The 23,136-nt window shown below is 72.1% G+C and carries 20 protein-coding genes and 2 pseudogenes; 11 read left to right on the top strand and 11 right to left on the bottom strand.

The features are described 5' to 3' along the window. Nucleotides 1-152 precede the first annotated feature (152 nt). Nucleotides 153-2,381: a WD40/YVTN/BNR-like repeat-containing protein gene (locus ACWD3C_RS32020; RefSeq protein WP_451149671.1), complete on the bottom strand. Its 2,229-nt coding sequence runs from the start codon at nucleotides 2,379-2,381 to the stop codon at nucleotides 153-155. Nucleotides 2,382-2,678: 297 nt separating this feature from the next. On the opposite strand from ACWD3C_RS32020, the pseudogene ACWD3C_RS32015 reads away from it, so the two are divergent. Next, a pseudogene (locus ACWD3C_RS32015) lies at nucleotides 2,679-3,808 on the top strand (GNAT family N-acetyltransferase). 176 nt (nucleotides 3,809-3,984) lie between these two features. Further along, nucleotides 3,985-5,457 carry a DegT/DnrJ/EryC1/StrS family aminotransferase gene (locus ACWD3C_RS32010; RefSeq protein WP_451149670.1) on the top strand — a complete coding sequence of 491 codons (1,473 nt, stop codon included), beginning with the start codon at nucleotides 3,985-3,987 and terminating at the stop codon, nucleotides 5,455-5,457. Here ACWD3C_RS32010 and ACWD3C_RS32005 read toward each other — a convergent pair. Continuing rightward, nucleotides 5,379-5,792 (bottom strand): annotated as a pseudogene (locus ACWD3C_RS32005) (hypothetical protein); the annotation flags it as partial. The gene ACWD3C_RS32010 and the pseudogene ACWD3C_RS32005 overlap by 79 nt on opposite strands. Nucleotides 5,793-6,046: 254 nt before the next feature. Then, nucleotides 6,047-6,826 (bottom strand): DeoR/GlpR family DNA-binding transcription regulator, encoded by a 780-nt coding sequence (locus ACWD3C_RS32000; protein ID WP_451149669.1) that lies wholly within the window; start codon nucleotides 6,824-6,826, stop codon nucleotides 6,047-6,049. A 169-nt stretch (nucleotides 6,827-6,995) separates the two neighbouring features. Here ACWD3C_RS32000 and ACWD3C_RS31995 point away from each other — a divergent pair, with 169 nt between their 5' ends. Genes ACWD3C_RS31995 through ACWD3C_RS31985 form a run of 3 tightly spaced genes read left to right on the top strand, consistent with a single transcriptional unit; the run spans nucleotide 6,996 to nucleotide 9,580 of the window. Next, nucleotides 6,996-7,889, top strand: a complete 894-nt coding sequence (locus ACWD3C_RS31995; RefSeq protein ID WP_451149668.1) for an SIS domain-containing protein — start codon at nucleotides 6,996-6,998, stop codon at nucleotides 7,887-7,889. 10 nt (nucleotides 7,890-7,899) lie between these two features. Beyond that, nucleotides 7,900-8,778 carry a class II fructose-bisphosphate aldolase gene (locus ACWD3C_RS31990; protein WP_451149667.1) on the top strand — a complete coding sequence of 293 codons (879 nt, stop codon included), beginning with the start codon at nucleotides 7,900-7,902 and terminating at the stop codon, nucleotides 8,776-8,778. Nucleotides 8,779-8,806: 28 nt separating this feature from the next. Beyond that, nucleotides 8,807-9,580: a helix-turn-helix domain-containing protein gene (locus ACWD3C_RS31985; RefSeq protein WP_451149666.1), complete on the top strand. Its 774-nt coding sequence runs from the start codon at nucleotides 8,807-8,809 to the stop codon at nucleotides 9,578-9,580. On the opposite strand, the gene ACWD3C_RS31980 is transcribed toward ACWD3C_RS31985, so the two are convergent. Continuing rightward, nucleotides 9,570-10,712 (bottom strand): methyltransferase, encoded by a 1,143-nt coding sequence (locus ACWD3C_RS31980; RefSeq protein WP_451149665.1) that lies wholly within the window; start codon nucleotides 10,710-10,712, stop codon nucleotides 9,570-9,572. The genes ACWD3C_RS31985 and ACWD3C_RS31980 overlap by 11 nt on opposite strands. Before the next feature lie 47 nt (nucleotides 10,713-10,759). Between ACWD3C_RS31980 and ACWD3C_RS31975 the strand changes: the two genes are divergently transcribed. Further along, nucleotides 10,760-11,419 (top strand): alpha-ketoglutarate-dependent dioxygenase AlkB family protein, encoded by a 660-nt coding sequence (locus tag ACWD3C_RS31975; protein ID WP_451149664.1) that lies wholly within the window; start codon nucleotides 10,760-10,762, stop codon nucleotides 11,417-11,419. Between the two features lie 50 nt (nucleotides 11,420-11,469). After that, nucleotides 11,470-12,705, top strand: coding sequence for an ROK family protein (locus tag ACWD3C_RS31970; RefSeq protein WP_451149663.1), 1,236 nt, complete (start codon nucleotides 11,470-11,472; stop codon nucleotides 12,703-12,705). A 332-nt stretch (nucleotides 12,706-13,037) separates the two neighbouring features. Here ACWD3C_RS31970 and ACWD3C_RS31965 read toward each other — a convergent pair whose 3' ends face one another. Genes ACWD3C_RS31965 through ACWD3C_RS31955 form a run of 3 tightly spaced genes read right to left on the bottom strand, consistent with a single transcriptional unit; the run spans nucleotide 13,038 to nucleotide 15,116 of the window. Then, nucleotides 13,038-13,949, bottom strand: a complete 912-nt coding sequence (locus ACWD3C_RS31965; RefSeq protein ID WP_451149662.1) for a phosphotriesterase family protein — start codon at nucleotides 13,947-13,949, stop codon at nucleotides 13,038-13,040. Further along, nucleotides 13,946-14,530: a DUF4865 family protein gene (locus ACWD3C_RS31960; RefSeq protein WP_451149661.1), complete on the bottom strand. Its 585-nt coding sequence runs from the start codon at nucleotides 14,528-14,530 to the stop codon at nucleotides 13,946-13,948. Before ACWD3C_RS31960 ends, ACWD3C_RS31965 begins: the two co-directional genes overlap by 4 nt. A 25-nt stretch (nucleotides 14,531-14,555) precedes the next feature. After that, a complete protein-coding gene (locus tag ACWD3C_RS31955; protein ID WP_451149660.1) occupies nucleotides 14,556-15,116 on the bottom strand; it encodes a TetR/AcrR family transcriptional regulator in 561 nt (186 codons plus the stop codon). A gap of 194 nt (nucleotides 15,117-15,310) precedes the next feature. Between ACWD3C_RS31955 and ACWD3C_RS31950 the strand changes: the two genes are divergently transcribed. Genes ACWD3C_RS31950 through ACWD3C_RS31940 form a run of 3 tightly spaced genes read left to right on the top strand, consistent with a single transcriptional unit; the run spans nucleotide 15,311 to nucleotide 18,911 of the window. Further along, nucleotides 15,311-15,604, top strand: coding sequence for an SHOCT domain-containing protein (locus tag ACWD3C_RS31950; protein ID WP_451149691.1), 294 nt, complete (start codon nucleotides 15,311-15,313; stop codon nucleotides 15,602-15,604). Further along, the gene (locus tag ACWD3C_RS31945; protein ID WP_451149659.1) at nucleotides 15,601-16,353 is read left to right on the top strand and encodes an ABC transporter ATP-binding protein; all 753 of its coding nucleotides are present in this window, start codon (nucleotides 15,601-15,603) and stop codon (nucleotides 16,351-16,353) included. The genes ACWD3C_RS31950 and ACWD3C_RS31945 overlap by 4 nt, the downstream gene beginning before the upstream one ends. Further along, complete coding sequence (locus tag ACWD3C_RS31940; protein ID WP_451149658.1) at nucleotides 16,350-18,911, top strand: ABC transporter permease; 2,562 nt, start codon at nucleotides 16,350-16,352, stop codon at nucleotides 18,909-18,911. Before ACWD3C_RS31945 ends, ACWD3C_RS31940 begins: the two co-directional genes overlap by 4 nt. Nucleotides 18,912-19,013: 102 nt before the next feature. On the opposite strand, the gene ACWD3C_RS31935 is transcribed toward ACWD3C_RS31940, so the two are convergent. Together ACWD3C_RS31935 and ACWD3C_RS31930 are read right to left on the bottom strand one after the other, a co-directional pair. Further along, complete coding sequence (locus ACWD3C_RS31935) at nucleotides 19,014-19,511, bottom strand: ATP-binding protein (RefSeq protein WP_451149657.1); 498 nt, start codon at nucleotides 19,509-19,511, stop codon at nucleotides 19,014-19,016. A gap of 251 nt (nucleotides 19,512-19,762) precedes the next feature. Next, complete coding sequence (locus ACWD3C_RS31930; RefSeq protein WP_451149656.1) at nucleotides 19,763-20,086, bottom strand: hypothetical protein; 324 nt, start codon at nucleotides 20,084-20,086, stop codon at nucleotides 19,763-19,765. 330 nt (nucleotides 20,087-20,416) lie between these two features. Here ACWD3C_RS31930 and ACWD3C_RS31925 point away from each other — a divergent pair, with 330 nt between their 5' ends. After that, a complete protein-coding gene (locus tag ACWD3C_RS31925; RefSeq protein WP_451149655.1) occupies nucleotides 20,417-21,559 on the top strand; it encodes a PLP-dependent cysteine synthase family protein in 1,143 nt (380 codons plus the stop codon). Between the two features lie 7 nt (nucleotides 21,560-21,566). Here ACWD3C_RS31925 and ACWD3C_RS31920 read toward each other — a convergent pair whose 3' ends face one another. Together ACWD3C_RS31920 and ACWD3C_RS31915 are read right to left on the bottom strand one after the other, a co-directional pair. After that, nucleotides 21,567-22,049, bottom strand: coding sequence for an SRPBCC family protein (locus ACWD3C_RS31920; protein ID WP_451149654.1), 483 nt, complete (start codon nucleotides 22,047-22,049; stop codon nucleotides 21,567-21,569). A 95-nt stretch (nucleotides 22,050-22,144) separates the two neighbouring features. Next, complete coding sequence (locus ACWD3C_RS31915; protein ID WP_451149653.1) at nucleotides 22,145-22,975, bottom strand: DeoR/GlpR family DNA-binding transcription regulator; 831 nt, start codon at nucleotides 22,973-22,975, stop codon at nucleotides 22,145-22,147. Between the last annotated feature and the right edge of the window lie 161 nt (nucleotides 22,976-23,136).

The raw sequence follows: 23,136 nt of genomic DNA, 5'->3' as shown, positions 1-23,136 counted from the left end.
CCCGTCACTCCCGGGTCCTCCTCACGCACAGCGTTCCGTCCCACCCGCCGGACCAGTGTGCATGGTTGAACGGGTGGACGGGCGCTGGTCCGCGAACAACGCGGCAGCGGGGGTTGTTTCGGTGGGCCGGACGCCCGGAGCCTGCGGCCGTCTCAGGGAGTGGTCAGCTCGTAGAACCCCCTGCCGAACGTCGCCGCCACCAGGCGGTGACGGCCCGCGTCGTACTCGATGTCGTCGACCGGGACCTGCGGCATACCGCGCCCGAGGCGCAGCCAGCGGCCGCCGCCCGTGATGCTGGTGAACACGCCCTGGTCGGTGCCGATGTGGAGGACGCCGCCCCGGGCGACGACCAGGTCGTTGACGGGGGCCGCCGGGAGGTTGCCCGACAGGTTCCGCCAGTGCCTGCCGCCGTCGGTGCTGCCGTACACATGGGCCAGCGGGGAGCCGGAGCGGTAGCCGGAGTGTGTGGTCCAGACGCGGTCGGGGTTCTTCGGGTCGACGACCACGCGGGTCACCCAGGGGAGGTCCTCGGCCAGCTTCGTCCAGGTCGCCCCGAGGTCCTTGGTGACCCAGACACGGCCGTCGTCCGTGCCGACGTACACGGTGCGTCCGTCGGACGCCGGGGCGATCGAGGTGATCGTGCCGTAGTTGGTGTAGAGGGGGTCGGCGCCGGGGCCGCCGGTCAGGTCGGGGCTGATGGCCTGCCAGGTCTCGCCGCCGTCCGTGGAGCGGTTGAGCACCTCGGAGCCGTAGTAGAGGATCTTCGGGTCGCGGGGGTCGAAGGCCATCGGGGTGAACCAGTTGCGGCGCTGGTACGTCGTCCGGTCGGCGAAGTAGGTGAGGGTGTCGCCGCCGTCGGTGGAGCGGAAGCAGTTGCCGTACTGGTAGCAGGCGAAGACGTTGTTCACGTCGGTCGGGTTGATGAGGTTCTCCTCGCCGTCGCCGCCGAGGTACTCGTTGAACGTCGCCCCGCCCCAGGAGCGCAGTGAGCCGTTGTCCTGCGTGCCGCCCGAGATCCTGGTGACGTCCTGCGGGCTGATCGCCGCGCTGTAGAGCTGGGTGTACGGCTGGTGGCGGGACTTGATCCAGCCGCCGTCGCCGTTCGCGTCGGAGCGGTAGACGCCGCCGTCGTTGCCGAGGTAGATGCGGCCGGGGTGGCGCGGGTCCCACACCATGGCGTGGTGGTCGACGTGCATGCTCGTGTCGTCGGCCGTCCAGGTGTCGCCGCCGTCCTTCGTGGTCAGCAGGGCGACCCCGGCCACGTGTACGTGCTCGGTGTCCCGTGGGTCGATCCACACCTTGCCGAACCACCACCCGAAGCTGGACTGCGAGCCCGCGAGGTCGGGGTTGGCGGGGGTGCGGGTCCAGCTGTCGCCGCCGTCGGAGGAGGCGTAGAAGCCCTCGAAGGAGCCACCGGCCTTGATGACGATCGCGTAGAGCCGGTCGCCCGCGACGGCGAGGCCTATGCGTCCCACGTCGGGGCCCCGCTCGGGCAGGCCGCCGCCGAGCCGCTGCCAGGTCTCGCCGCCGTCCGTGGAGCGGAAGACGCCGGAGCCGACACCGCCGTACGTACGCAGACCGGGGCGTCGGCGGTGGTCCCACAGTACGGCGTACAGCCGGTCGCCGTCGACGACGATCTCGGTGGCGCCGGTGAACTCGGTGGCACCGGCGAGGATGCGTTCCCAGGTGGCGCCGCCGTCGTCCGAGCGGTACACGCCGCGGTCGCCGCCGCCGTTGTACAGCGAACCGGCCGCGGCGACATAGATACGGCGGGGGTCGGCGGGGTCGACGGTGATGGCGCTGATGGCACCGGAGTCGCGCAGGCCGAGAGGTGTCCAGCTCCGGCCGCCGTTGGTGCTGCGGTACAACCCCGTTCCCTCGTACGTGATGCTTCCGCCACCCGGATTGGGCTCACCGGTGCCGACGTACAGGGTGCCGTCCGGGGCGGTGGCGACCGCGCCCATGGCCTGGGTCCAGCTGTCGGGCCACACCGAGTGGAACGTCTCCCCGGCGTCGGTGCTGCGCCAGAGGCCGCCGCTCGCGGCCGCCGCGTAGAGGGTGTCGGCGCGCCGGGGGTCGAGTGCGAGGGAGACGACCCGCCCGCCGATGTTGGTGGGTCCGACGCCCTTCCAGCGCCCGCCGACGGTGGGCAGTTCGCGGGCCTGTGCCGCGGCGAGATCGTGGGCGTGACGGGGAATCGACTCTCCCGGCAGGGTCTTCTGGAGGTAGCGGTACTCCGCCGGTGCGGCCGGCCCACGGACCGGCCGGTACACGTCCTCCGGGCCGGGCGGTGCGGCGGCCGCCGGTGCCCCGAGTAACGCGGCACCGGTGACCGCGGCGAGAACCAGCGAAAGCAGACCCCTGCCCATGAAACTGCCCATGAACCCTCCGTCGTCATGGTCGCGTCAACGATCAACGACGTTACGGGAGAAGGGAGTTGAGCATAAGGGTGCCCGTCGGACGGCTTGATGGGAGCGGTCCATCCGAAACGTACTGTTCCTTTACGACCGACACCCTTGACAGCGTGCGTACTGTTTCGCGACGTTTGAGCCCGCAGAACAGTTCGAACCTCGGACGTTGATCGGGGTACGAGCGCGTACCCGGTGTGGATCAGCGGATGGCCTGAAGTGGCAGGACGCGGACAGCGCGTCAGGGGGCAAACAGGGGGGCGATCGCCCATGCGATCCATGAGCAGGGACATCACGATCCACAGACCCGACGAACTGGGCACCCCGCTGCGGGCGGCCTGGCACCGGGCGATGGACGAGTCTCCGGAATACGCCAACCCCTTCCTGGCACCGGAGTTCGCGATCGGTGTCGGCGGGTACCACGCTGGGGCGCGGGTGGCGGTCCTGTGGGAGGGCGGTGAGCCCGTCGGCTTCTTCCCGTACGAGCGGGGCGCCCTCGGTGTCGGCAGGGCCATCGGCCTCGGCCTCTCCGACTGCCAGGCCCTCGTGCACCGTCCCGGGGTCACCTGGGACCCCCGGGAACTGCTGCGGGCCTGCGGGCTGTCCGTCCTGGAGTTCGATCATCTCGTCGAGGAGCAGAAGCCATTCGGCACACATGTCACGGGGACGTTCGCCTCACCGGTGGTCGACCTCAAGCCCGGCGGCGGCGGATACGCGCAGTGGCTGCGCGGCGCGTACCCGGGGCTGGCCAAGACGACACTGAAGAAGGAACGCCGCCTGGGGCGCGAGGTGGGGGAGATGCGGTTCGTCTTCGACGAGCGCGACCCGCGGGTGCTGCGCACGCTCATGCGGTGGAAGTCCGCCCAGTACCGCAGGACAGGACGGATGGACCGGTTCGCGCGGGCGTGGATCGTCGGCCTGGTGACCACCTGTTCCAGGTCCGGGAGGAGCACTTCACCGGCGTGCTGTCCGTGGTGTACGCCGGCGACAGACCGGTGGCCGCGCACTTCGGGCCGAGATCGAGCACTGTGCTCGCCGCCTGGTTCACCGCGTACGACCCCGGCTTCCACCGCTACTCGCCCGGACTGTTGATGCACCTGCGGATCGCCGAGGCGGCGGGGCGGCACGGGCTGAGCGTGATGGATCTGGGGCGCGGCGACAAGGAGTACAAGGACTGGCTCAAGACCCGTGAACTGCGGGTGGGCGAAGGGTTCGTGACCCGCCCCCACCCGGTCGCGGCGGCGCACCGGCTGTGGCGCAGACCGGTGCGCGGCCTGCGGAACACGGTCCTGGCCCACCCCACGCTGCGGGAGCCGGCCGACCGGCTGCTGAAGACGGTCGGCACATTGCGTACGTCGGGCCGGGCGGACTCCGGCAGAGCGTTACCCGGAGCACGCTGAGCGACCTTCCCCACCCCGGCTCTCGGCGGCGCGCTCCCCGCGTCCCGAGCGCCCGTCGCAGCTTCCCCGCACGCCCGGCGGCGGCCCGCCCTGCCGGAAAACCCCGGCCGACTTGGATCGACGCGCGCGAGAGCGCACTGTGCCCCTCGCGTGCCCCTTCGACGGAAGAGGTGACGATGTCGTACGGATCGCGGCTCGCCGCGATGATGACGCGCCGGCTCGGACGCGAATGCGTCTACGCACCCTCGGCACGCCTGGCTCTGTATCTGGCCCTGCGGCGCTGGTGCCGGCCCGGCGCCCGGGTGCTGATGTCACCGGTGAACGACGACGTGATCCTCTTCGTGGTCCTCGCGGCGGGGCTGCGCCCGGTACAGGCCCCCGTGTCCGTGTGGGACGGCAACATCGACCCGGCCGCCGCACCGGAATCGACCTGGCGGAACGTGGACGCCGTCCTGACCACGAACCTGTACGGGATGCCGGACCGCGCCGTCGAACTGCGGCGCCGCTGCGAGGAGTTGGGCATCCCCCTGATCGAGGACGCGGCGCACGCGATCGGTACGCACGTGGACGGGCAGCCGATCGGGACCTTCGGGGAGGCGGCGGCGTTCAGCCTGTCCAAGCACGTGGCCGCGACGGCCGGCGGATTCCTCGCCGTCGAGGACGCCCGCACCCGGCGGGAGCTGGAGCTGCTGCGCGACGATCTCCTGGTGCCGCGCCGGCTGCGCGGGGACCTGGCCGCGACGCTGCGGCCACTGGCCCGTTCCGCCGTACGCGGCATGCACCTGGTGCGCCCTGTGTGGCGGACGATGCAGCGCCTCGGGATGCTGGAACGCGACGACTTCCGCATGGCCCTGCACGCGCCACGGCTCTCCCACTGCGCCCGCGAGGCGTCGAGCCTGATCGCGTACGAGTCGTGGGTCCGCGTCGACCTGCACGACTTCCGGTCCCGCCACGGGGCCCTGGTCCGCGCGCAGTTGATGCTGCGGACGGCCCGGCTCGACAACAACCTCGCCCGGCGCAGGGCCGGCGTCTCCTTGCTGTCGGACACCGCCTGGGCCTCCCCGGCCCTGCGCGACCGGGCGGCCCACGACGGCCCTCCGGCCCTCTTCCGGGTGCCGCTGCTGGTCCACGGCCGCGACACCCTCGTGGATCGTCTGGTGAACCACGGCGTGGTCTCCGGGTACGTCTACGATCCTCCGCTCGACGACTACGCGGGTACGGAGTTCGTCGAACCGTCCCCCGACCCGTGGGCCGCCCGCTGGTTCGCCTCGCATGTGCTTCCGGCCGATCCGCTTCTGGCCCGCAGGATCACCGGCGCCCTGAAGCGAGAACAGGCGACAACCGCGACCCCTCGACCCCCACCCCGGTCCCGGACACCGCACCACCAACCCCCTGGGCCAGTAGACAGCCGCCCTCCGGAGGCTTCCAAAGGCTTCCAAGAGACCTACAGGAACGGTGTGTTGGCGTCGAGCCCGGACAGCAGCCGACCGTACAGCTCCAGGTTGGTGGCCGGGTTCACCAGCGAATGCAGACTCAGGGCGTTCAGGTCGCGGATCGTCCGCTGGATCGGCACCTCCCGATGCAGGGACGAAGCCCCGGACGCGGAGCCGATCAGGTCGACGGCCTCCTTGCAGAGCCGTGTCGCATAGCCGGTCTGCGCCCGGATCCTGGCCCGCTCCTCCGGCGTGCACGGATCGCCACTGGCGGCCCCCGACTCGATCCGCGCGACGAACTCCCCGGTCAGCAACTCGGCGCAGGAGAGCTTCATTGCCGCCTCGGCCGCCTGCAGATGGGTCACCGCCGCTTCGTTCTGGCGCTCGTAGAAGGTGTACGTGACACCACACTGGCGGCCCGCGAGCCGGCCGCACAGCAGGTGTGGGCGACCTGTCGACGCTCCACCGCCGCCCTCAAGGTGCGCGCCGCCCTCGGCCACCTCGACGACGGCGTCTGCGCGGGCGTCATCCGTCCATTGCTCACCCCGCATGACCTCCTGCGTCTGCGCGGGTGCATCCACGACATCCGCACCGACCGGACCACGGCCAAGGTGCTGGGCGAGAGCCAGGCCCGCTCCTGGCGGGGCACACCAGCGGACGGACGTGCGGCCGAAATGGCATTTATGCACCTCACCCGCGACGACAGCGACCAGCCCCCGCCGTCGTCGAGGCGATCAGCCGCTTCCTCGACGCACGGCGCCGCATCAAGGCGTCGCTGTAGCCGGAGCCGACGCCGCTTCCCCGGTCAGACCGCGACGACCCGGACCCCCGCCTCCGCGAACCGCCGCACCGTCTGAGCCTCCACCGCCGAGTCCGTGACCAGCGTGTTCACGGAGTCGACCCCGCAGATGCGCGCGAACGCCCGCTGCCCCAGCTTGCTGGAGTCGGCCGCGACGACCACCCGCTCGGCGCGCTCGCACAGCAGCCGGTTGACGGCCGCCTCGGCCTCGTCGTGGGCCGCCGCGCCGTGGACAACGTCGAGGGCCACGACACCGAGGACGGCGACGTCCAGCGTGATCTGACCGAGCACCCCGTCCGCGAGCGGCCCGATCAGCTCGTACGAGGACGGGCGCGCGACGCCGCCCGTCACCACGATCTTGAACTGCGGGCGGACGGCGAGCTCGTTGGCGATGTTGAGCGCGTTGGTGACGACGGTCAGCGAGGGGGAGCCGGAGGCGAGATCGCCGCGTACGGCGAGCGCCCGCGCCACCTCGGTGGTGGTCGTGCCGCCGGTCAGGCCCACCGCCTCGCCGGGTGCGACGAGGCCGGCGACCGCCTTGGCGATGCGCTGCTTCTCGGAGGCGTGACGGGCGGCCTTGTAGCGCAGGGGCAGTTCGTACGACACGCCGTGCACCACGGCGCCGCCCCGGGTGCGGACGAGCATCTGCTGCTCGGCGAGCCGGTCGAAGTCACGCCGGATCGTCGCGGCCGACACCGCCAGCTCGGCCGCCGCCTCCTCGACCTCCAGCCGGCCCCGCTCGACGAGCAGTTCCAGGAGTGCTTTCCAGCGGGCGTCGCGCGACATCCGCACTCTCCGTCCTTCGAACGTTCCGTTCCGTTCCACGGCCGTTCCGCCACCGTCCGCGATCTTCCGGCGACCCTAACGCAACCCTCTGCCCGTACCAGATTGCTTGAAGATGCTCGAAAGCTCGCTATATCTTGCATGAACGAGCATCTGTCGGGAGGGGAACGGTATGACGCATGTCGAGGACGAGCTGAACAGCCAGCCCGAGTGCTGGACCCGCGCCGCCTCCGAGGCGGTGAAGTGCGGCGGAGCGCTGCCGACGGCGGGGGAGCGGGTCGCGATCGTGGGGTGCGGGACCTCGTACTTCATGGCGCAGTCCGCCGCCGTGCTCCGCGAGTCGGCGGGCCGGGGCGAGACCGACGCCTTCGCCGCCTCGGAGTTCCCGTACGGGCGGGCGTACGACCGGGTCGTCGCCCTCACCCGGTCCGGTACCACCACCGAGGTGCTCGAACTCCTCGCCCGCCTCCGGGGCCGTACCCGCACGAGCGCGATCACCGCGGACCCGCGGACCCCGGTGATGGAGGCCGCTGACGACACCGTGGTGCTGGACTACGCCGACGAACGCTCCGTCGTCCAGACCCGGTTCGCGACGACGGCCCTCACCCTGCTCCGCGCCCACCTCGGCCTGCACTCCGACGCCGTGACCGCCGACGCGCGCACCGCCCTGGAGGCGCCCCTGCCCGAAGAGCTCGTCGCCTGCGCGCAGTTCACCTTCCTGGGGCGCGGCTGGACCGTGGGACTCGCGCACGAGGCCGGGCTCAAGCTGCGCGAGGCCGCGCAGTCGTGGACCGAGGCGTACCCGGCGATGGAGTACCGCCACGGCCCGATCAGCGTCACCACGCGCGGTACGGCGACCTGGATGTTCGGCGAGGCGCCCGCCGGGCTCGCCGAACAGGTGCGGGGGACCGGCGGGTTGTGGGTGGCCGACGGTCTCGATCCGCTCGCCGAACTCGTCCGCGCCCAGCGGCTCGCCGTCGCCGTGGCGGCCGCCCGCGGACTCGACCCGGACCGGCCGCGCCACCTCACCCGCTCGGTGATCCTCGGCTCGACCGCCCAGGGATGAAGGAGAGATTGTGCCCCTCACCACGACCGGTGAACTGATCACCGGGGCCGCGGCCGCGCACACCGCCGTCGCCGCGTTCAACATCATCACCCTGGAGCACATCGAGGCCGTCGTCGCGGGCGCCGAGTCCGTCGAGGCACCCGTCGTTCTCCAAGTCAGCGAGAACGCGGTCAAGTTCCGCCAGGGACGCGTGCTCCCCCTGGCCCGCGCCGCCACCGCGGCCGCCGAGCGAGCCTCCGTGCCCGTCGCCCTCCACCTCGACCACATCCAGAGCGACGACCTGCTGCGCCAGGCGCCCGACGCCGGGTTCAGCTCCGTGATGTACGACGCCTCTCACCTGCCGTACGAGGAGAACCTCGCCGCCACCGCGGCCGCCGTCGACTGGGCCCATGCCCAAGGGCTGTGGATCGAGGCCGAGTTGGGCCGCGTGGGCGGGAAGGACACAGCGCAGGCCGGCGGCACCAGCGCAGCCCCGCCGCTCGACGCGCACGCACCGGGCGCCCGTACCGACCCCGGCGAGGCACGCGCCTTCGTCGCGGCCTCCGGCGTGGACGCGCTGGCCGTCGCGATCGGCAGCTCGCACGCGATGACCACACGCACCGCCGCCCTCGACCACGCCCTGCTGAAACGGCTCGCCGCCGCGCTGGACGTGCCGCTCGTCCTGCACGGTTCCTCCGGCGTTCCCGACGACGAACTGCGGGCGGCCGTCGCGGGCGGCATCACCAAAATCAACATCGGTACGGCGCTCAACCTCGCCCTGACCGGCACGGTACGGGAGTACCTCGTCGCCCGCCCGGACGCGGTGGACTCGCGCCCCTACCTGAGCGCGGGCCGGGAGGCGATGACCCGGACGGCGGCCCGGCTCATCGGGGTGCTGCGGGCCGGGTGAGGTGCCCGGTCACTGGTAGTTTCTCACCATGCGGGAGACGGAGATCCAGCTCGGCGCCCCGCCCGTCGTCGCGGGTGTCGGCGTCGGCGTGCACGGCGTCGCGAGCCGCACGGACGTCTTCCGCCTGCCGGAGCTGTGGCAGCTGCACCTCTACCAGTACGACGCCGAACTGACCGTCGACGGCACGGCCCACGTCATCCGTCCCGGCCGTGTGAGCCTGGTCCCGCCCGGCACCACGGTCCGCTACCGCTACCGGGGCCGCTCGGAGCACCTGTACGCGCACCTGCGCGTCGACGCGGCGGCCGGACCGTCCCGCACCATCCCGGTCGTGCAGGACGCGGGTCCCGAACTCCCCACGCTCACCGGCCTGTTGCAGCAGGCGGTCGCCGCCGCCCCGAGCGAGCCGGAGCGCACCCGGGCCGAGATCTGGACCGCCCTGTGGCGCATCGCCCACCTCACCCCGGCCGCCGCGCAGCCCGGCCCCCACCCGGCCGTCACCACCGCCATCGCCCACATCGAGGCCCACCTGGCCGCCCCGCTGACCATCCCCGGGGTCGCCCGCGCGGCCGGGGTCTCCCACAACCACCTGACCAGGCTCTTCCGCGCCCAGACGGGCACCACGGTCGTCGGCTGGATCCGCCGCCGCAGACTGGAACGCGCCCACCACCTGCTCCGCGCCACGACCCTCTCCATCCCCGCCGTCGCCGCGTCCGTCGGCATCCCCGACCTCCAGGCCTTCAACAAGGCATGCCGCCGGGAGCTGGGCGCCTCGCCGAGAGCCCTGCGGGGAGCTACTTCCTGACGGCCCTCAGGATCACGAACTTCGGGTCACTGGCCATGAGTTCACTGTTGCCGAACAACCGTCGCAGCTTCACGTGGTACCCGAGATGCCGGTTGCCGATCACCCACAGTTCACCGCCGGGCTTCAGCGCACGCCGGGCTCCCGTGAACATCCGCCAGGCCGTGGCGCCGGTCATCGCCTGATGGGAGTGGAACGGCGGATTGCTGAGGACGAGATCGACGCCGCCGGGCGGGAAGCCCTCCATCCCGTCGCCCACGCGGAACTCCGCTGTGCCGTCGGCGTTCGCCCGGTACGTCGCCTCCGCCGAGGCCACCGCCTGGTACGACTCGTCGACGAACACCACCTCGGCGCCCGGACAGGCCAGCGCCGCCGCCGTACCGACGACCCCGTTGCCGCACCCCAGGTCCACGATCCGCCCGGCGCCACGGTCACGCGGGAGGTGCTGGAGGAAGAACCGGGTGCCGATGTCGAGGCGGTCGGCGCAGAAGACGCCCGCGTGGTTGACGACGCTCCGGCCGGACAACGGACCGATGCCGTCGGGGAGTTGATAGGTGTACGGCCACGGATTGGCCCCGTGTGCGAGGCCCGGGTCCGGAGCACAGAAGATCAGCCGGGCTTTCTTCTCGGCGAGCGAGGTACGGGTCGGGCCGAGAATCCGCTCGAACAGCCTCAGCGTCGAGGTGTGGATCTCCTTGACCATCCCGGCACCGACGACGACCGTCCCCTTGTGCACGGCGGGAGCGAGCCGGTGCAGCTGGTCCTCCAGGAGCGCGAGGCTCTTGGGGACGCGGACGAGGAGCACGTCGACCCGGTCCGGGGGCGTGTCCCGGGTGGTGAGGAGCCGTACCGCGTCCGTGCCGATCCCGTTGCGCGCCAGGTTGGCCCGCGTCGCCTCCCGGGTCAGGAACGAGTCGGTGATCTGCGTCGGACGGTGCCCGGCGAGCGCCGTGGTCAGCGCGCCCCAGCGGTCGCCGACGATGACGACCGTCCCGGTCGGCGCCGTATCGCTCTCCGCGAGGTGGCGCAGCAGATACGTGTCGGACGCGTCCCAGGCACGCAGCTGATCGCGGGAGTCTTCGGGGAAACGGGACAGGGCGTATGCGCCCTGGGGCACGGTCATACGGTCGTTCATCGTGAGCCCAGGCTATGCGACGTCGGGGACGCGCGATGATGGGCCGCATGGACGCCGAACTGTTTCCCCGGAGCCGTACGGAGGTCGCGCCGGGTGCGGTGCATGTCCCGGGCTGGCTGGACGCGGGGCAGCAGCGGCGGTTGCTGGAGGCCTGCCGGGAGTGGGCCCGGCCGCCCGCCGGACTGCGAACGGTCCGCACCCCCGACGGCGGGACGATGACCTCCCGACAGGTCTGCCTCGGCTGGCACTGGTACCCGTACGCGTACGCCCGCACGGTCGTCGACGGCGACGGGGCGCCCGTGAAGCCGTTCCCGCAGTGGCTCGGCGAGCTGGGGCGCCGGGCGGTGACCGAGGCCCTCGGACCCGGCACGGCCACCGGCGCCCACGACATCGCCCTGATCAACTTCTACGACGCCGACGCACGCATGGGCATGCACCGCGACAGCGACGAGAAGTCGGACGCCCCCGTGGTGTCCCTGAGCCTCGGCGACACCTGCGTGTTCCGCTTCGGCAACACCGAGTCGCGGACCAAGCCGTACACGGACGTCGAGCTGCGCAGCGGCGACCTGTTCGTGTTCGGCGGGGCGTCCCGGCTGGCGTACCACGGGGTGCCGAAGGTGTACGAGGGCACGGCGCCGCCCGAGCTGGGGCTGACCGGGCGGTTGAACGTGACCTTGCGGGTGAGTGGCTTCGAGGCGGCCTCCTGAGGTCGACCGGCCGGGCCACGCCAACAGCGGATCATGGGAGACTCACCTTCATGGACGGGAAGGCGGCCCCCAAGGTGGCGGGCGGAGGGACCACGCGGACGCGGCTGGACCGGGGGCGGGGCGCGCTCGGCCCCGCGCTCGAACTCGTGCACACGGGACGGGCGCCGACTCGGGCCGTGCTCACCGCCGAGCTCGGCGTCACCCGGGCCACCGCGGGCGCCGTCGCCGCCGAGCTGGAGGCGCTGGGGTTGATCCGGGTCGACGCGCGCCCGGGGGCGGCCGCCGGTTCGCAGGGCCGGCCCTCGCACCGCCTGGAGGTCGCCGAGGACGGGCCCGTCGCGCTCGCCGCACAGGTGCACGCCGACGGCTGGCGGGCGGCGCTGGTCGGGCTCGGCGGACGGATCGTCGCCACCGCGCCCGGCTGCGAGACCGTCGACGCCGACCCGGCCAAGGTGCTCGGCTCGGTCGTCGACGCGGCCGCCGAGCTGCTGCGCGACACCGGGCGGCGCTGTGTGGGCGCCGGACTCGCCGTACCGTCCGCGGTCGCCGAGCCGGAGGGGCTGGCCCTGAACCCGCTGCACCTGGCCTGGCCCGCGGGCGCGCCCGTCCGGGAGATCTTCGCCGAACGGGTGCGCGCGGCCGGGATCGAGGGACCCGCGTTCGCCGCCAACGACGTCAACCTCGCCGCCCTGGCCGAACACCGGCACGGAGCGGGACGTGGCGCCAGGGATCTGCTGTGCGTGGCCACCGGGCACCGGGGCGTCGGCGGTGCGCTGGTCCTCGACGGCCGTCTGCACTCGGGGAGTTCGGGCCTCGCCCTGGAGGTCGGCCACCTCACCGTCAACCCCGAGGGGCGCCCCTGCCACTGCGGCAGCCGCGGCTGCCTCGACGTCGAGGCGGACCCGCTGGCCTTCCTCATGGCGGTAGGCCGAGACCCCGGCCCCGAGGTCTCCCTGCTCCAGCAGGCCAACGACCTCGTCCGCGCCGAGTACGCCGACCCGGCCGTCCGCACGGCCACGGAGACCCTGATCGACCGCCTCGGCCTCGGGCTCGCCGGTCTGGTCAACATCCTCAACCCCGACCGCATCATCCTCGGCGGTCTCCACCGCACGCTGCTCGACGCCGACCCCGACCGGCTGCGGGCTGTTGTCGCCGACCGCAGCCTGTGGGGGCAGAGCGGGGGAGTGCCGATCCTCGCGTGCACGCTGGACCACAACAGCCTGGTGGGGGCGGCGGAGCTGGCGTGGCAGCCGGTGCTGGACGATCCTCTGCGGGCGTTGGTGTGAGCGCCGTAGGGGGGCGGGTGGATTTTTTGGCTGCGGATTCAATGTGACTGGTCGCGTCCAGGCGGCGGAGCCGCATATGTCACAGCCCCGCGCCCCTTACGGGGCGCGGGTTGGCTCCACAGTGCTGCCACCTGCGGCCTGCGTAGATCGGCTCGCCGTAAGCAACCCGATTGGCGCACCCTGCGGACACGAGGCCCTGGCCGCCGTGGCAATCAGCCCCTCCGGCGTTTGAGGAGCGGGGGTTCGGGGGCCGGCCCCCGAAACGGGGTCGAAGGGGCGGAGCCCCTGGGGGGTAGGGGCGGCGGGGGCGAGAACAACACCCGGCCGGAACCTCACGGCCACTCCACAGCGAAGGCCCGACCCGGGTTGACCGAGAAGACGCGCCCCACCAGCTCCTCGCCCAGCACGGGCGTGAGCCGGGGACGCACCCGGCGGAGCAGATACGGCATTCCCGGCCCACCGTTCACAGAGCGCGCCGCCGCGGTCGTCGTGTCGGCGCCGAGGAGAAGACGGTCGGCGAAACCCGAGTCGGCGAGGGCCCGCACGGCGCCCGGCATCCGCCAGTCGGTGGCGTGGTGGGCGCGTGACGGGCCGTCGAAAGCGAGGTAGGCGCCCGCTTCCGCAGCCTCGCGGTGAACGGTGAGGTCGGGGAAGCGATTGAGGTGCCCAAGGACGACACGGTGCGGCGGCACCCCCAACTCCCCGCACAGCAGGTCGAGTACGTCGAGCGCGCCGGTCCCCAGTTCCAGGTGGACGCCGATGGGCGCGCCCGTGGCGTGGTGGGCCTCGGCCGCCGCGGTCATCGTCCAGCGGGCGTGGGCGTCGAGGGCGTGGAAGCCGCCCGCGACCTTGATCAGTCCGGCCCGGACGCCGGAGGTGGCGATGCCCCGGGTCAGCTCGGCGACGAAGACCTCGGCGAGGCCCTCGCGCCGCAGCCGGCCGAGCAACTCCTCGTCGTAGTGGGCGGATTGGTGCAGCCCTGTCGCGGCGATCACGTGTACTCCGGTGTCCCGGGACAGCAGCGGCAGGTCAGCTGCCCGGCGGCCCATGCCGTACGGCGTCCACTGCACCACGCTCCCGCCGCCCGTCTCCCGGAACGCGACCAGCTCCGCCCGCGCGGCGGACGCGTCCCGCAGTTCCTGGCCGGTGAGTCGGGGGCTGCCCAGGAAGAGGTGGTCGTGCGCGTTGCACATGCCGAGAGCCTCGGGGCGCACGTCTCCAAGAACCGTACGGACGGCGCTCACCACTGTCGGCCCCGTGGCAACCGGTCGCGTTCCGGCGCCGACAGGTGCAGCACCCGGAACACCTCACCCGGAGCCTTGGGCGTGTCGTGGTCCCACAGCGAGAAGTGCACCAGCTCCCAGCGCCCCGGATCGACGACGGCCGCCGCGCACACGGCACCGTCCGCCCCGGCCAGCCGCTCGGCCTCCCGCACCGCTTCCCCCATCACCTCGGACAGCTCCACCCCGTCCGCGATCCGCTGACGTCGCCGCACCGCGACCTCGGCGCGCGAACCGGCGGCGGCCCCTTCCTCGTACGAGAGCCCCGTCCACTGCTGTACGGCCGGACGCCCGAAGTCGTCGGCGAGTCCCTGGAAGGGGCCGCCCCAGAGGAAGGAGTTCATGCCCTCGACGGTGTTCCAGAGGTAGAACGGCGCGTACTGGTTGACCGGGGAGCCGTCGACGCCCCGCTCACGTATCAGGTACGTCTTGAAACCGAGCCCGTCCCAGCCGTCGAGCAGATGCCCGATCCGGGACACGCGGTCGCGGATGATCCCCATGTCGTAGTCGGCGGGCAGCGTCAGCTCGTACTGCATGGCGTGCATGGAGTCCCTCCAGAAGGGCGGACGTCTAGCGGGCGGGGTGGAGCAGGGCGAGCAGGCCCCGGACACCGGTGTCGAAGGCCGTCGGTGAACCCGACGCACGCGCCAGCACGTAGCCGCCCTGCACGGTCGCCACGATCGCCGCCGCGATCTCCTCCGCGTCCAGGGAGGGCGCGAACCGGCCCTGTTCCTGGCCCTCCTCGACGATCCCGGCGAGCCGCTCGCGCAGCCAGTCGAGGGTCTCGTCGACGGGCGCACGCAGCTCGTCGTCCGCGATCACGTCCGGGTCCATCGTCAGCCGCCCCACGGGACAGCCGCGCAGCACGTCGCGCTCACGGCGCAGATACGCCTCGATGCGCTCGAACGGCGTGCCCGGGCCGCCGAGTACTCCCTCGGCGGTAGCCCGCAGCTCCTCGGCCGTACGGCGGATCGCGGCCAGGGCCAGGTCGGGCTTGCCCCTGAAGTGGTGGTACATGCTGCCCTGCCCGGCGCCCGCGCGTTGCTGAATCGCTTTGGGGCTGGTGCCTACATAACCGCGCTCCCAGAGCAGTTCGCGGGTGGACTCGATCAGACGCTCCGGAGTGCTCATGAACGAACTGTACATACCAGTAGGTACAGAAGTCCAGAGGCTGGGAGCAGCGCTCCGACACCCCCGTACTCCCGCCGTGGTACGCGCACTGCCGCTGGCCGTACGACGACTTCGACCCCCTCCCGGCGCGAGCCTCGAAGCATCTCGAAAAACGCGACCCAGGAGATGAGTTCGAGATGCAGACCCTTGTTGACATGCAGACCCTCGCGCACTGGGACGGCGGCCCCGGCCCGTGGATCCTGTTCTTCCCGCTGATCTGGGCGGCCGTCATCGTCGGCGTCGTGGTCCTCTTGCGCCGCACCGTCCGGCGCGGCCGGCACGGACCGTGGCGCGCGGCGGAGGACGCCCGCCCGTCGGGCGAATCGCCGATCGCGGTGCTCGGCCGCCGCTTCGCCTCCGGTGAGATCGACGAGGACGAGTACTGGCGCCGGCTGTCCGTCCTGGACGAGCAGTTCGGCCGTACGACGGGCAAGGGAGGAGCGGCGTGAGCACCGTGACCACCACGACCCGTACCGCCGCGCGCGTCGAGAACGCCGTCAAGGTGTACGGCTCCGGGGACACGGCTGTGAGGGCCCTGGACGGGGTGAGCGTCGGCTTTCCGGCCGGCCGCTTCACCGCGATCATGGGGCCCTCGGGCTCCGGCAAATCCACCCTGATGCACTGTGCGGCGGGCCTGGACACCCTCACCTCCGGAGCGGCGTACATCGGTGACACCGAGCTGAGCACGCTCGACGACCGCCGCCTCACCCTGCTGCGCCGCGACCGCGTCGGCTTCGTCTTCCAGGCCTTCAACCTGGTGCCCACACTGACCGTCGCGGAGAACATCACGCTGCCCATGGACCTCGCGGGCGGCAAGGGCCCGCAGGAGTGGATCGACGCGCTCATCGATGTCGTCGGGCTGCGCGACCGGCTCCACCACCGGCCCTCCGAGCTCTCCGGCGGGCAGCAGCAACGTGTCGCCGTGGCGCGGGCGTTCGCCGGGCAGCCCGATGTCGTCTTCGCCGACGAACCGACCGGCAACCTCGACTCGCGTTCGGGTGAGGAGGTGCTGAACCTGCTCGGCCGGGCGGTACGCGTCATGCACCGCACGGTCGTCATGGTCACGCACGACCCGGTCGCGGCGGCCCACGCCGACGAGGTCGTCTTCCTCGCCGACGGACGCCCGGTCGACCGTATGGAGGCCCCGACGGCGGACAAGGTCCTCGACCGCATGAAGGCCTTCGAGGTGACGTCGTGAACGCCTCCGTACGCATCAGCGTGAAGTCCCTGCGCGCCCACAAACGCCGCTTCGCCGGTACGTTCTCCGCGGTGCTCCTCGGCGTCGCCTTCCTGGCGGGCACGCTCGTCATGGGCGACACCCTGCGCGCGAGCTTCGACTCGATGTTCGGCAACGCGGCCGGCGGCACGGACGCCGTCGTCCGCAGCGCCGACACCATCACCACACCGGGGGAGAGTGAGGGCTTCCGCCGGCCCGTCGGCACCGACCTGGTGACGGCCATCAAGGAGGTCCCCGGTGTCGCCGCCGCCGAGCCCAACATCGAGGGCGCGGGCCAGCTCGTCGGCAAGGACGGCGACCCGATCGGCGGACAGGGCCCGCCCACGCTCGCGGGCAACTGGATCCAGGACACCGAGCTCAACCCGTACCGCCTCGCCGAGGGCCGCGCCCCGCGGAAGTCCGGCGAGGTCGTCGTCAACAAAGGCACCGCCGAGATGGGCGGCCTGAAGATCGGCGACACGACGACCCTGCGCACGCCCGACCCCGTCGAGGTGACCGTCGTCGGCCTCGCGACCTTCGGCGGCGAGGACGGCATGGCGCAGGTGACCTTCACCGGCATGACGCGGGCCGACGCCGAGAAGTACCTCACCGCCAGGCCCGGCGAGGCCGCGACCATCCAGGTGCGGGCCGGGCCCGGCGTGGGCGAGCGGGAGCTGGTGGACGCGCTGACTCCCGTACTGCCCGAGGGAGTCGAGGCGATCACCGGTCAGGAGTCGGCCGAGGAGAACACCGAGATGATCTCCAGCCAGTTCCTGGACCTCTTCACCACCTTCCTGCTGGTGTTCTCCGGCGTGGCGCTGCTGGTCGCGACCTTCTCCATCCACAACACCTTCGCGATCGTCGTGGCCCAGCGCACCCGCGAGAACGCGCTGTTGCGCGCGCTCGGCGCCTCACGCCGCCAGGTGACCGTCTCGACCCTCGTCGAGGCGACCGCGGTGGCCGTGTTCGCGTCGGCCGTGGGGCTGGCGGGCGGGATCGGCATCGCGGCCGGGCTGCAGGCGCTGTTCCCGGTGATCGGATTCCCGTTCCCCGAGGGCGACCTGGTGATCAGCGGGGTGTCGATGATGCTGCCGCTCGCGGTCGGCGTCGTGGTCTGCCTCGGCTCCGCCCTGCTGCCCGCCGTACGCGCCGGACGCACCGCGCCGCTGGCCGCGCTGCGGGAGACGGCCGTCGACCAGTCGGGAGCCTCGCGCACCCGTGCCGTGGCCGGTGGCGGTCTGGCCGCGCTGGCCCTCGGCATCACCCTGGCCGGGGTCCTCGCGACCCCGTCGGTCTGGCTGGCGGGGACGGGCGCCGTGCTGGCCCTGGCCGCCTTCGTGGCCCTGGGACCGGTCGCCTCCTCGACGGCTCTACGGTTCCTGGGCGGCCCCCTGGACAGGCTGCGCGGAGTGACCGGCGGACTCGCCCGGCGCAACGCGCTGCGCAGCCCCAAGCGCACCGCCGCCACGGCCGGCGCCCTGATGATCGGCGTGGCCGTCGTGTCCCTGTTCACGGTCTTCGGCGCCTCGCTGAAGGCCACCATGGACCAGACGGTGTCCCGCTCCTTCGCGGGTGACGTCGCCGTCAGCGCCCCGTCGTTCGGCGGGGGCGGCAGCGGACTCAGCCCCCGGCTGGCCCCCGCCGTCGCCGAGCAGCCCGCGGTGGAGGACGCCGTCGGTCTCGGCCGGGGCGTCGCCGAGGTCAACGGCAACGGACGGCAGCTGACCGTCACCGACCCGGTCGCTCTCGGCCGGCTCTTCGATCTGGGCGACGTACGCGGCTCGCTCGACGACCTCGGCACCGACGGCATCGCCATCACCGAGAAGGAGGCCGGCAAGCTGGGCCTGAAGACCGGTGACACGGCCGAACTCGCCTTCACCGACGGCGAGAAGGAGACCTTCACGGTCCGCGCGGTGTACGGCCGGTCCGAGCTCGCGGGCGACTACGTCATCACCCGCGCCGCCTGGGAACCGCACCGCACCCAGGACTCCGACACCCTGGTCGCCGTCTCCTTCAAGGACGGTGTGAGCACGGCGGAGGGCACGGCCGAGGTGGAGGAGGTCGCGGCCCGGTACGGCAATCCGGAGGTGCAGACCCGCGACGAGTACGCGCAGTCGGCGGCCGGCGCCATCGACATGATGCTCACGCTCGTCTACGCACTGCTGGCGCTCGCCGTGCTGATCGCGCTGCTCGGCATCGCCAACACGCTGACGCTCGCGATCCACGAACGCACCCGGGAACTCGGCCTGCTGAGGGCGGTCGGGCAGACCCGGCCCCAGCTGCGGGCCATGGTCCGCTGGGAGTCGGTGCTCGTCGCCGCGTTCGGGACGGCCGGCGGGCTGGGCCTCGGCGCCTTCCTCGGCTGGGTCCTCGTCAAGGCCTCCGACGGCGCCAGTGACAGTGCCTTCGCCTTCGCGATGCCGCCCCTGCAACTCGCCGTGGTGGCCCTGGTGGGGCTCGCGGCCGGCGCCCTCGCGGGCCTGCGCCCGGCCCGGCGGGCGGCGCGCCTGGACGTGCTGCGCGCCATCGCCACCGAGTGACAAGGGCGAAGGGCCCTCCAACGTCCACTGTCCCCAACGCGTCGGCCGCGAGAGAGCCGCGCCCTGTAGGCGAACGAGCCATTCAAAGGGGTCACCGCCCGGTCAGCCGGCAACGGCCGACCGGGCGGGAGCGCGTTCGGACCTGAGCCTGCGCACGGCGGGCTGGTGTCCGGTGTCGTACGGCAGATGCTTCGGCACCGCTTCCGCGCATGCCGGGAGCGTGAACCACACGACCTTGCCCGACTCGCCGTCCGGCCGTGCACCCCAGCTCTCGCTGACCGCGGCGACCATCGCGAGGCCGCGTCCGCAGGTGGCGAAGGCCTCGGCGTCCCCGACGACAGGGAGACGCGGGTCGTGGTCGTGCACCGACACGGTGAGCCGGTCGAGCAGCAGCTCGATCTCCACGGTGCACGTCTTGTCCGGCTCGGCGTGCCGGTGGACGTTGGTCAGCAACTCGGTCACACCGAGTGCCGCCCGGTCGATGAGGGCGTCCAGATGCCAGTAGCGCAATTGCGCAGATACGATTCTGCGGACCTGGCCGATCCGCGACGGCAGGGCTTGGAGCTCCACCGTGCAGTGCCTGCTTGGCTGGCTGATCACGGCTGCGACTCCCCGAATTGAGGTCCGGAAGACAACGGAGATCGGATCCAGCGAGGTGGCTGCGGGAAGACGCCGCCTGCTGTGGGGCGACGGCCTGTGAAGGCCGACGGCTCGTGTTCGTGCGGTGGCTGCGTACGGCGGCCGCCCGCGGTCGTGCCCGGCGGGCTGGTTCGCAGCGTTATCGCCGGTAAACCCAGAGTGACGTGAGACCAGCGTGACGCAGGGGATGCCGTACCGCAACTCGCGGTGACTCAGCCGCTACGGCCCGCGGCCTTGCGTACCGCCTCGATGAACCGGCGAGCCGAGGGCGGACCCGGCTTGCCCGGGGCGGGATCGTGCTCGCCGAGCGTCAGCGTGTACCGCGTGCCGTTCACATCCGCGAGCGCCTGGTCATCCTGTGCGAACCAGGGCTTCGACGCCCGCACCGCCTGCACGGGGGCGCTGTCGATCTCGCTGCCGTAGCTCGTCAGCAACTGCAGCCTGCCGTCCTCGATGCGGACCTGTCCGGCCCGCGTGAGCGAGCGCAGCCTCTTCCCGATCCGCACGCCCGTGGCCCTGAACTCCGGCTCCGCCATGATGCCCCGCCCCCTTGTGCGCGTCGGCCGTGTTCCGCGGTGACCCCCTGCGGGTCCTGATCCAGTGTGCATCCCCGTACGGGGGCCTGGTCCCGCGGTGCAGTCTGCCCGCACCCGGCATCGAGCACCAGTGCGCATGGCGGCACCGGCGGCGCGTATCCGGAGCATGCGCCGGATGCGCCCCCACGCGCCCGCGCACCGCTGGCACAGGGGTGCCTTTGGGGTACTCAAAGGAGTGTTTATGCAGGTGAGAAGGGTGCGGAAGGTGTTTATGATCGAGGCGTCCGACCGCGCGACCCGCCGTCGGTGAGACGCGGAAGGAGCCCCGCCGTGAGCACTCCCCGGACCACCGGGACCACCGGGACCACCAGAACCGGTACGACCCTGGACGTCGACCACAGCGACGCCGAATACCGGGCCTGGCTCAAAGAAGCCGTCCGCAAGGTCCAGGCCGACGCCAACCGCTCGGCCGACACGCATCTGCTCCGCTTCCCCCTGCCCGAGAGCTGGGGCATCGACCTCTACCTCAAGGACGAGTCCACCCACCCCACCGGCAGCCTCAAGCACCGCCTGGCCCGCTCCCTCTTCCTCTACGGCCTGTGCAATGGCTGGATCCGGCCGGGCCGCCCGGTGATCGAGGCGTCCAGCGGGTCGACGGCCGTGTCCGAGGCGTACTTCGCCAAGCTGATCGGCGTGCCCTTCATCGCCGTCATGCCCCGCACGACCAGTGCCGAGAAGTGCCGACTGATCGAATTCCACGGCGGGCAGTGCTATTTCGTAGACGACTCGCGCACGATGTACGAGGAGTCCGCCCGCCTCGCGGACGAGACCGGCGGTCACTACATGGACCAGTTCACCTACGCGGAACGGGCCACGGACTGGCGCGGCAACAACAACATCGCCGAATCCATCTTCCGTCAGCTGGAGTTGGAGCGTTTCCCCGGGCCGGCGTGGATCGTCGCCACGGCCGGTACCGGCGGCACCTCGGCGACCATCGCGCGCTACGTCCACTACATGCAGCACGACACCCGCATCTGCGTCGCCGACCCGGAGAACTCCTGCTTCTTCGAGGGCTGGACCACCGGCGATCCGGACGTCACCTGCTGCTCCGGCTCCCGCATCGAGGGCATCGGCAGACCTCGCATGGAGCCCAGCTTCGTCCCGGGCGCCGTCGACCGCATGATGAAGGTCCCGGACGCGGCCAGCGTCGCCGCCGTACGCGCCCTGGAGCACGCCATCGGCCGCAAGGCGGGCGGCTCCACCGGCACCGGCCTGTGGAGCGCCCTGAAGATCATCGCCGAGATGGTCGCCGAGGGGCGCCAGGGGAGCGTGGTGACACTGTTGTGCGACCCGGGGGACCGCTACCTCGACAAGTACTACTCGGACGATTGGCTCGCGCAGCAGGGGCTGGACATCGGGCCGTACACGGCGGCGATCGAGTCCTTGCTGGAGACAGGGGTGTGGCCGGACTGAAGGCGGCTCACGGGCGAGGGGACGCCAGGCGCCGGTCCAGCGCCATGACCGCGTCACGGAACGCACGCCCCAGCCCCGGCCGCGCCACCTTCAGGGCGAAGCGGTAGGCCGCGGGCCCGTCCGTGGCCCAGGTCCACTGGATCCGGGTGCCCTTGCCGACGACCGGGGTCAGCTGCCACTCCTCCAGCAGCGCACGCATCCCGGGGGCGTTGGTCTCGTCCACGCGGTACGCGTACACCGTGGCCGGCTCGGCCGCGACGACCGTCTCCAGGAAACGGACCCCGCCCTTCAGCCGTACCTCCCGCCCGCCGCCGTCGCCGGTCGGCCGCGCATACGTCACCGCCGAGAACCACGCGCTCCAGCCCGGCACGTCCTCGGCCAGCGACCGGAACACCACGTCCGGAGGCGCGCTCATCTCACGCGCGAACGTCAGCCGTACGGGAGCGGTCCCGGCGAAGTCGAGTTCCACCGGGCGCAGACGGCGAGCCATGGACGTAACCTCCTCGCGGACCGCGGCAACAGGCAGGTGACGGACGGCGTCACCCTAGTTGGCGGACCGTCAGATGTCTGTATGGCCCCCGGACTTCACGCGCCCGTGCGCTGAGCCGGCTCACCGGCCACGATCAGCCGCCGCAGCTGCTCGGAGACCTCCGCGCGCGCCTCGGCCGGCAGCCCGGCGTCGGTGACCAGCGTGTCGATCTGGTCCAGTCCGGCGAATGAACTCAGGCCCACCGTGCCCCACTTGGTGTGGTCGGCCACCACGACGACCCGCCGGGCGGACTGCACCAGCCGCCGGTTCGTCTCGGCCTCTGCCAGGTTCGGCGTCGACAGGCCCGCCTCGACGGATATCCCGTGCACGCCCAGGAACAGCATGTCGAAGTGGAGCGCGGCGATGGCCTGGTCGGCCACGGGCCCCACGAGGGAGTCCGACGGCGTCCGCACCCCGCCCGTCAGCACCACCGTGGCGGCACCCTGCCGGGGACCCGACGTACGCTGCGCCGCGTGGAAGACGTCGGCCACACGCACCGAGTTGGTGACCACGGTCAGGTCCGGCACCTCCAGGAGCCGGTGCGCCAGCGCGTACGTCGTCGTACCGCCCGACAGGGCGATCGCCGTGCCCGGCGCGACCAGCTCCGCCGCCGCCCGCGCGATGTCCTCCTTGGCGGTCAGCTCCAGCCCCGACTTGGCCTCGAAGCCCGGCTCGTGGGTGCTCGCCTCGACCACCGGCACCGCGCCGCCGTGCACCTTCTCCAGCACGCCCTGGCGGGCCAGCGCGTCCAGGTCGCGGCGGACCGTCATGTCGGACACGCCGAGCTTCCGCGTCAGCTCGTTGACACGGACCCCGCCACGCCGCCGCACCTCATCGAGGATGAGCGCGCGGCGCTGCTCCGCGAGGAGGTTCTGGTTCTCACTCACGCCCGCTCCGGTCCTTTCGCCTCACGCCCGACATGCCTCCTGTACCCCCTCCGACGAGGACATTCTCCTCGCGCCCGGTCCTGAGGACGTCCCATCCTCGCATGGCCCGACGGGGACCGCGCCACTGCCTGTGCCGACGCGGACACGACACGCCGCGCGTC

It is taken from the genome of Streptomyces sp. NPDC002845, assembly GCF_053591955.1.
The sequence above is the reverse complement of the archived record's forward strand: the minus strand, read 5'-3'. Positions and strand labels throughout refer to the sequence as shown.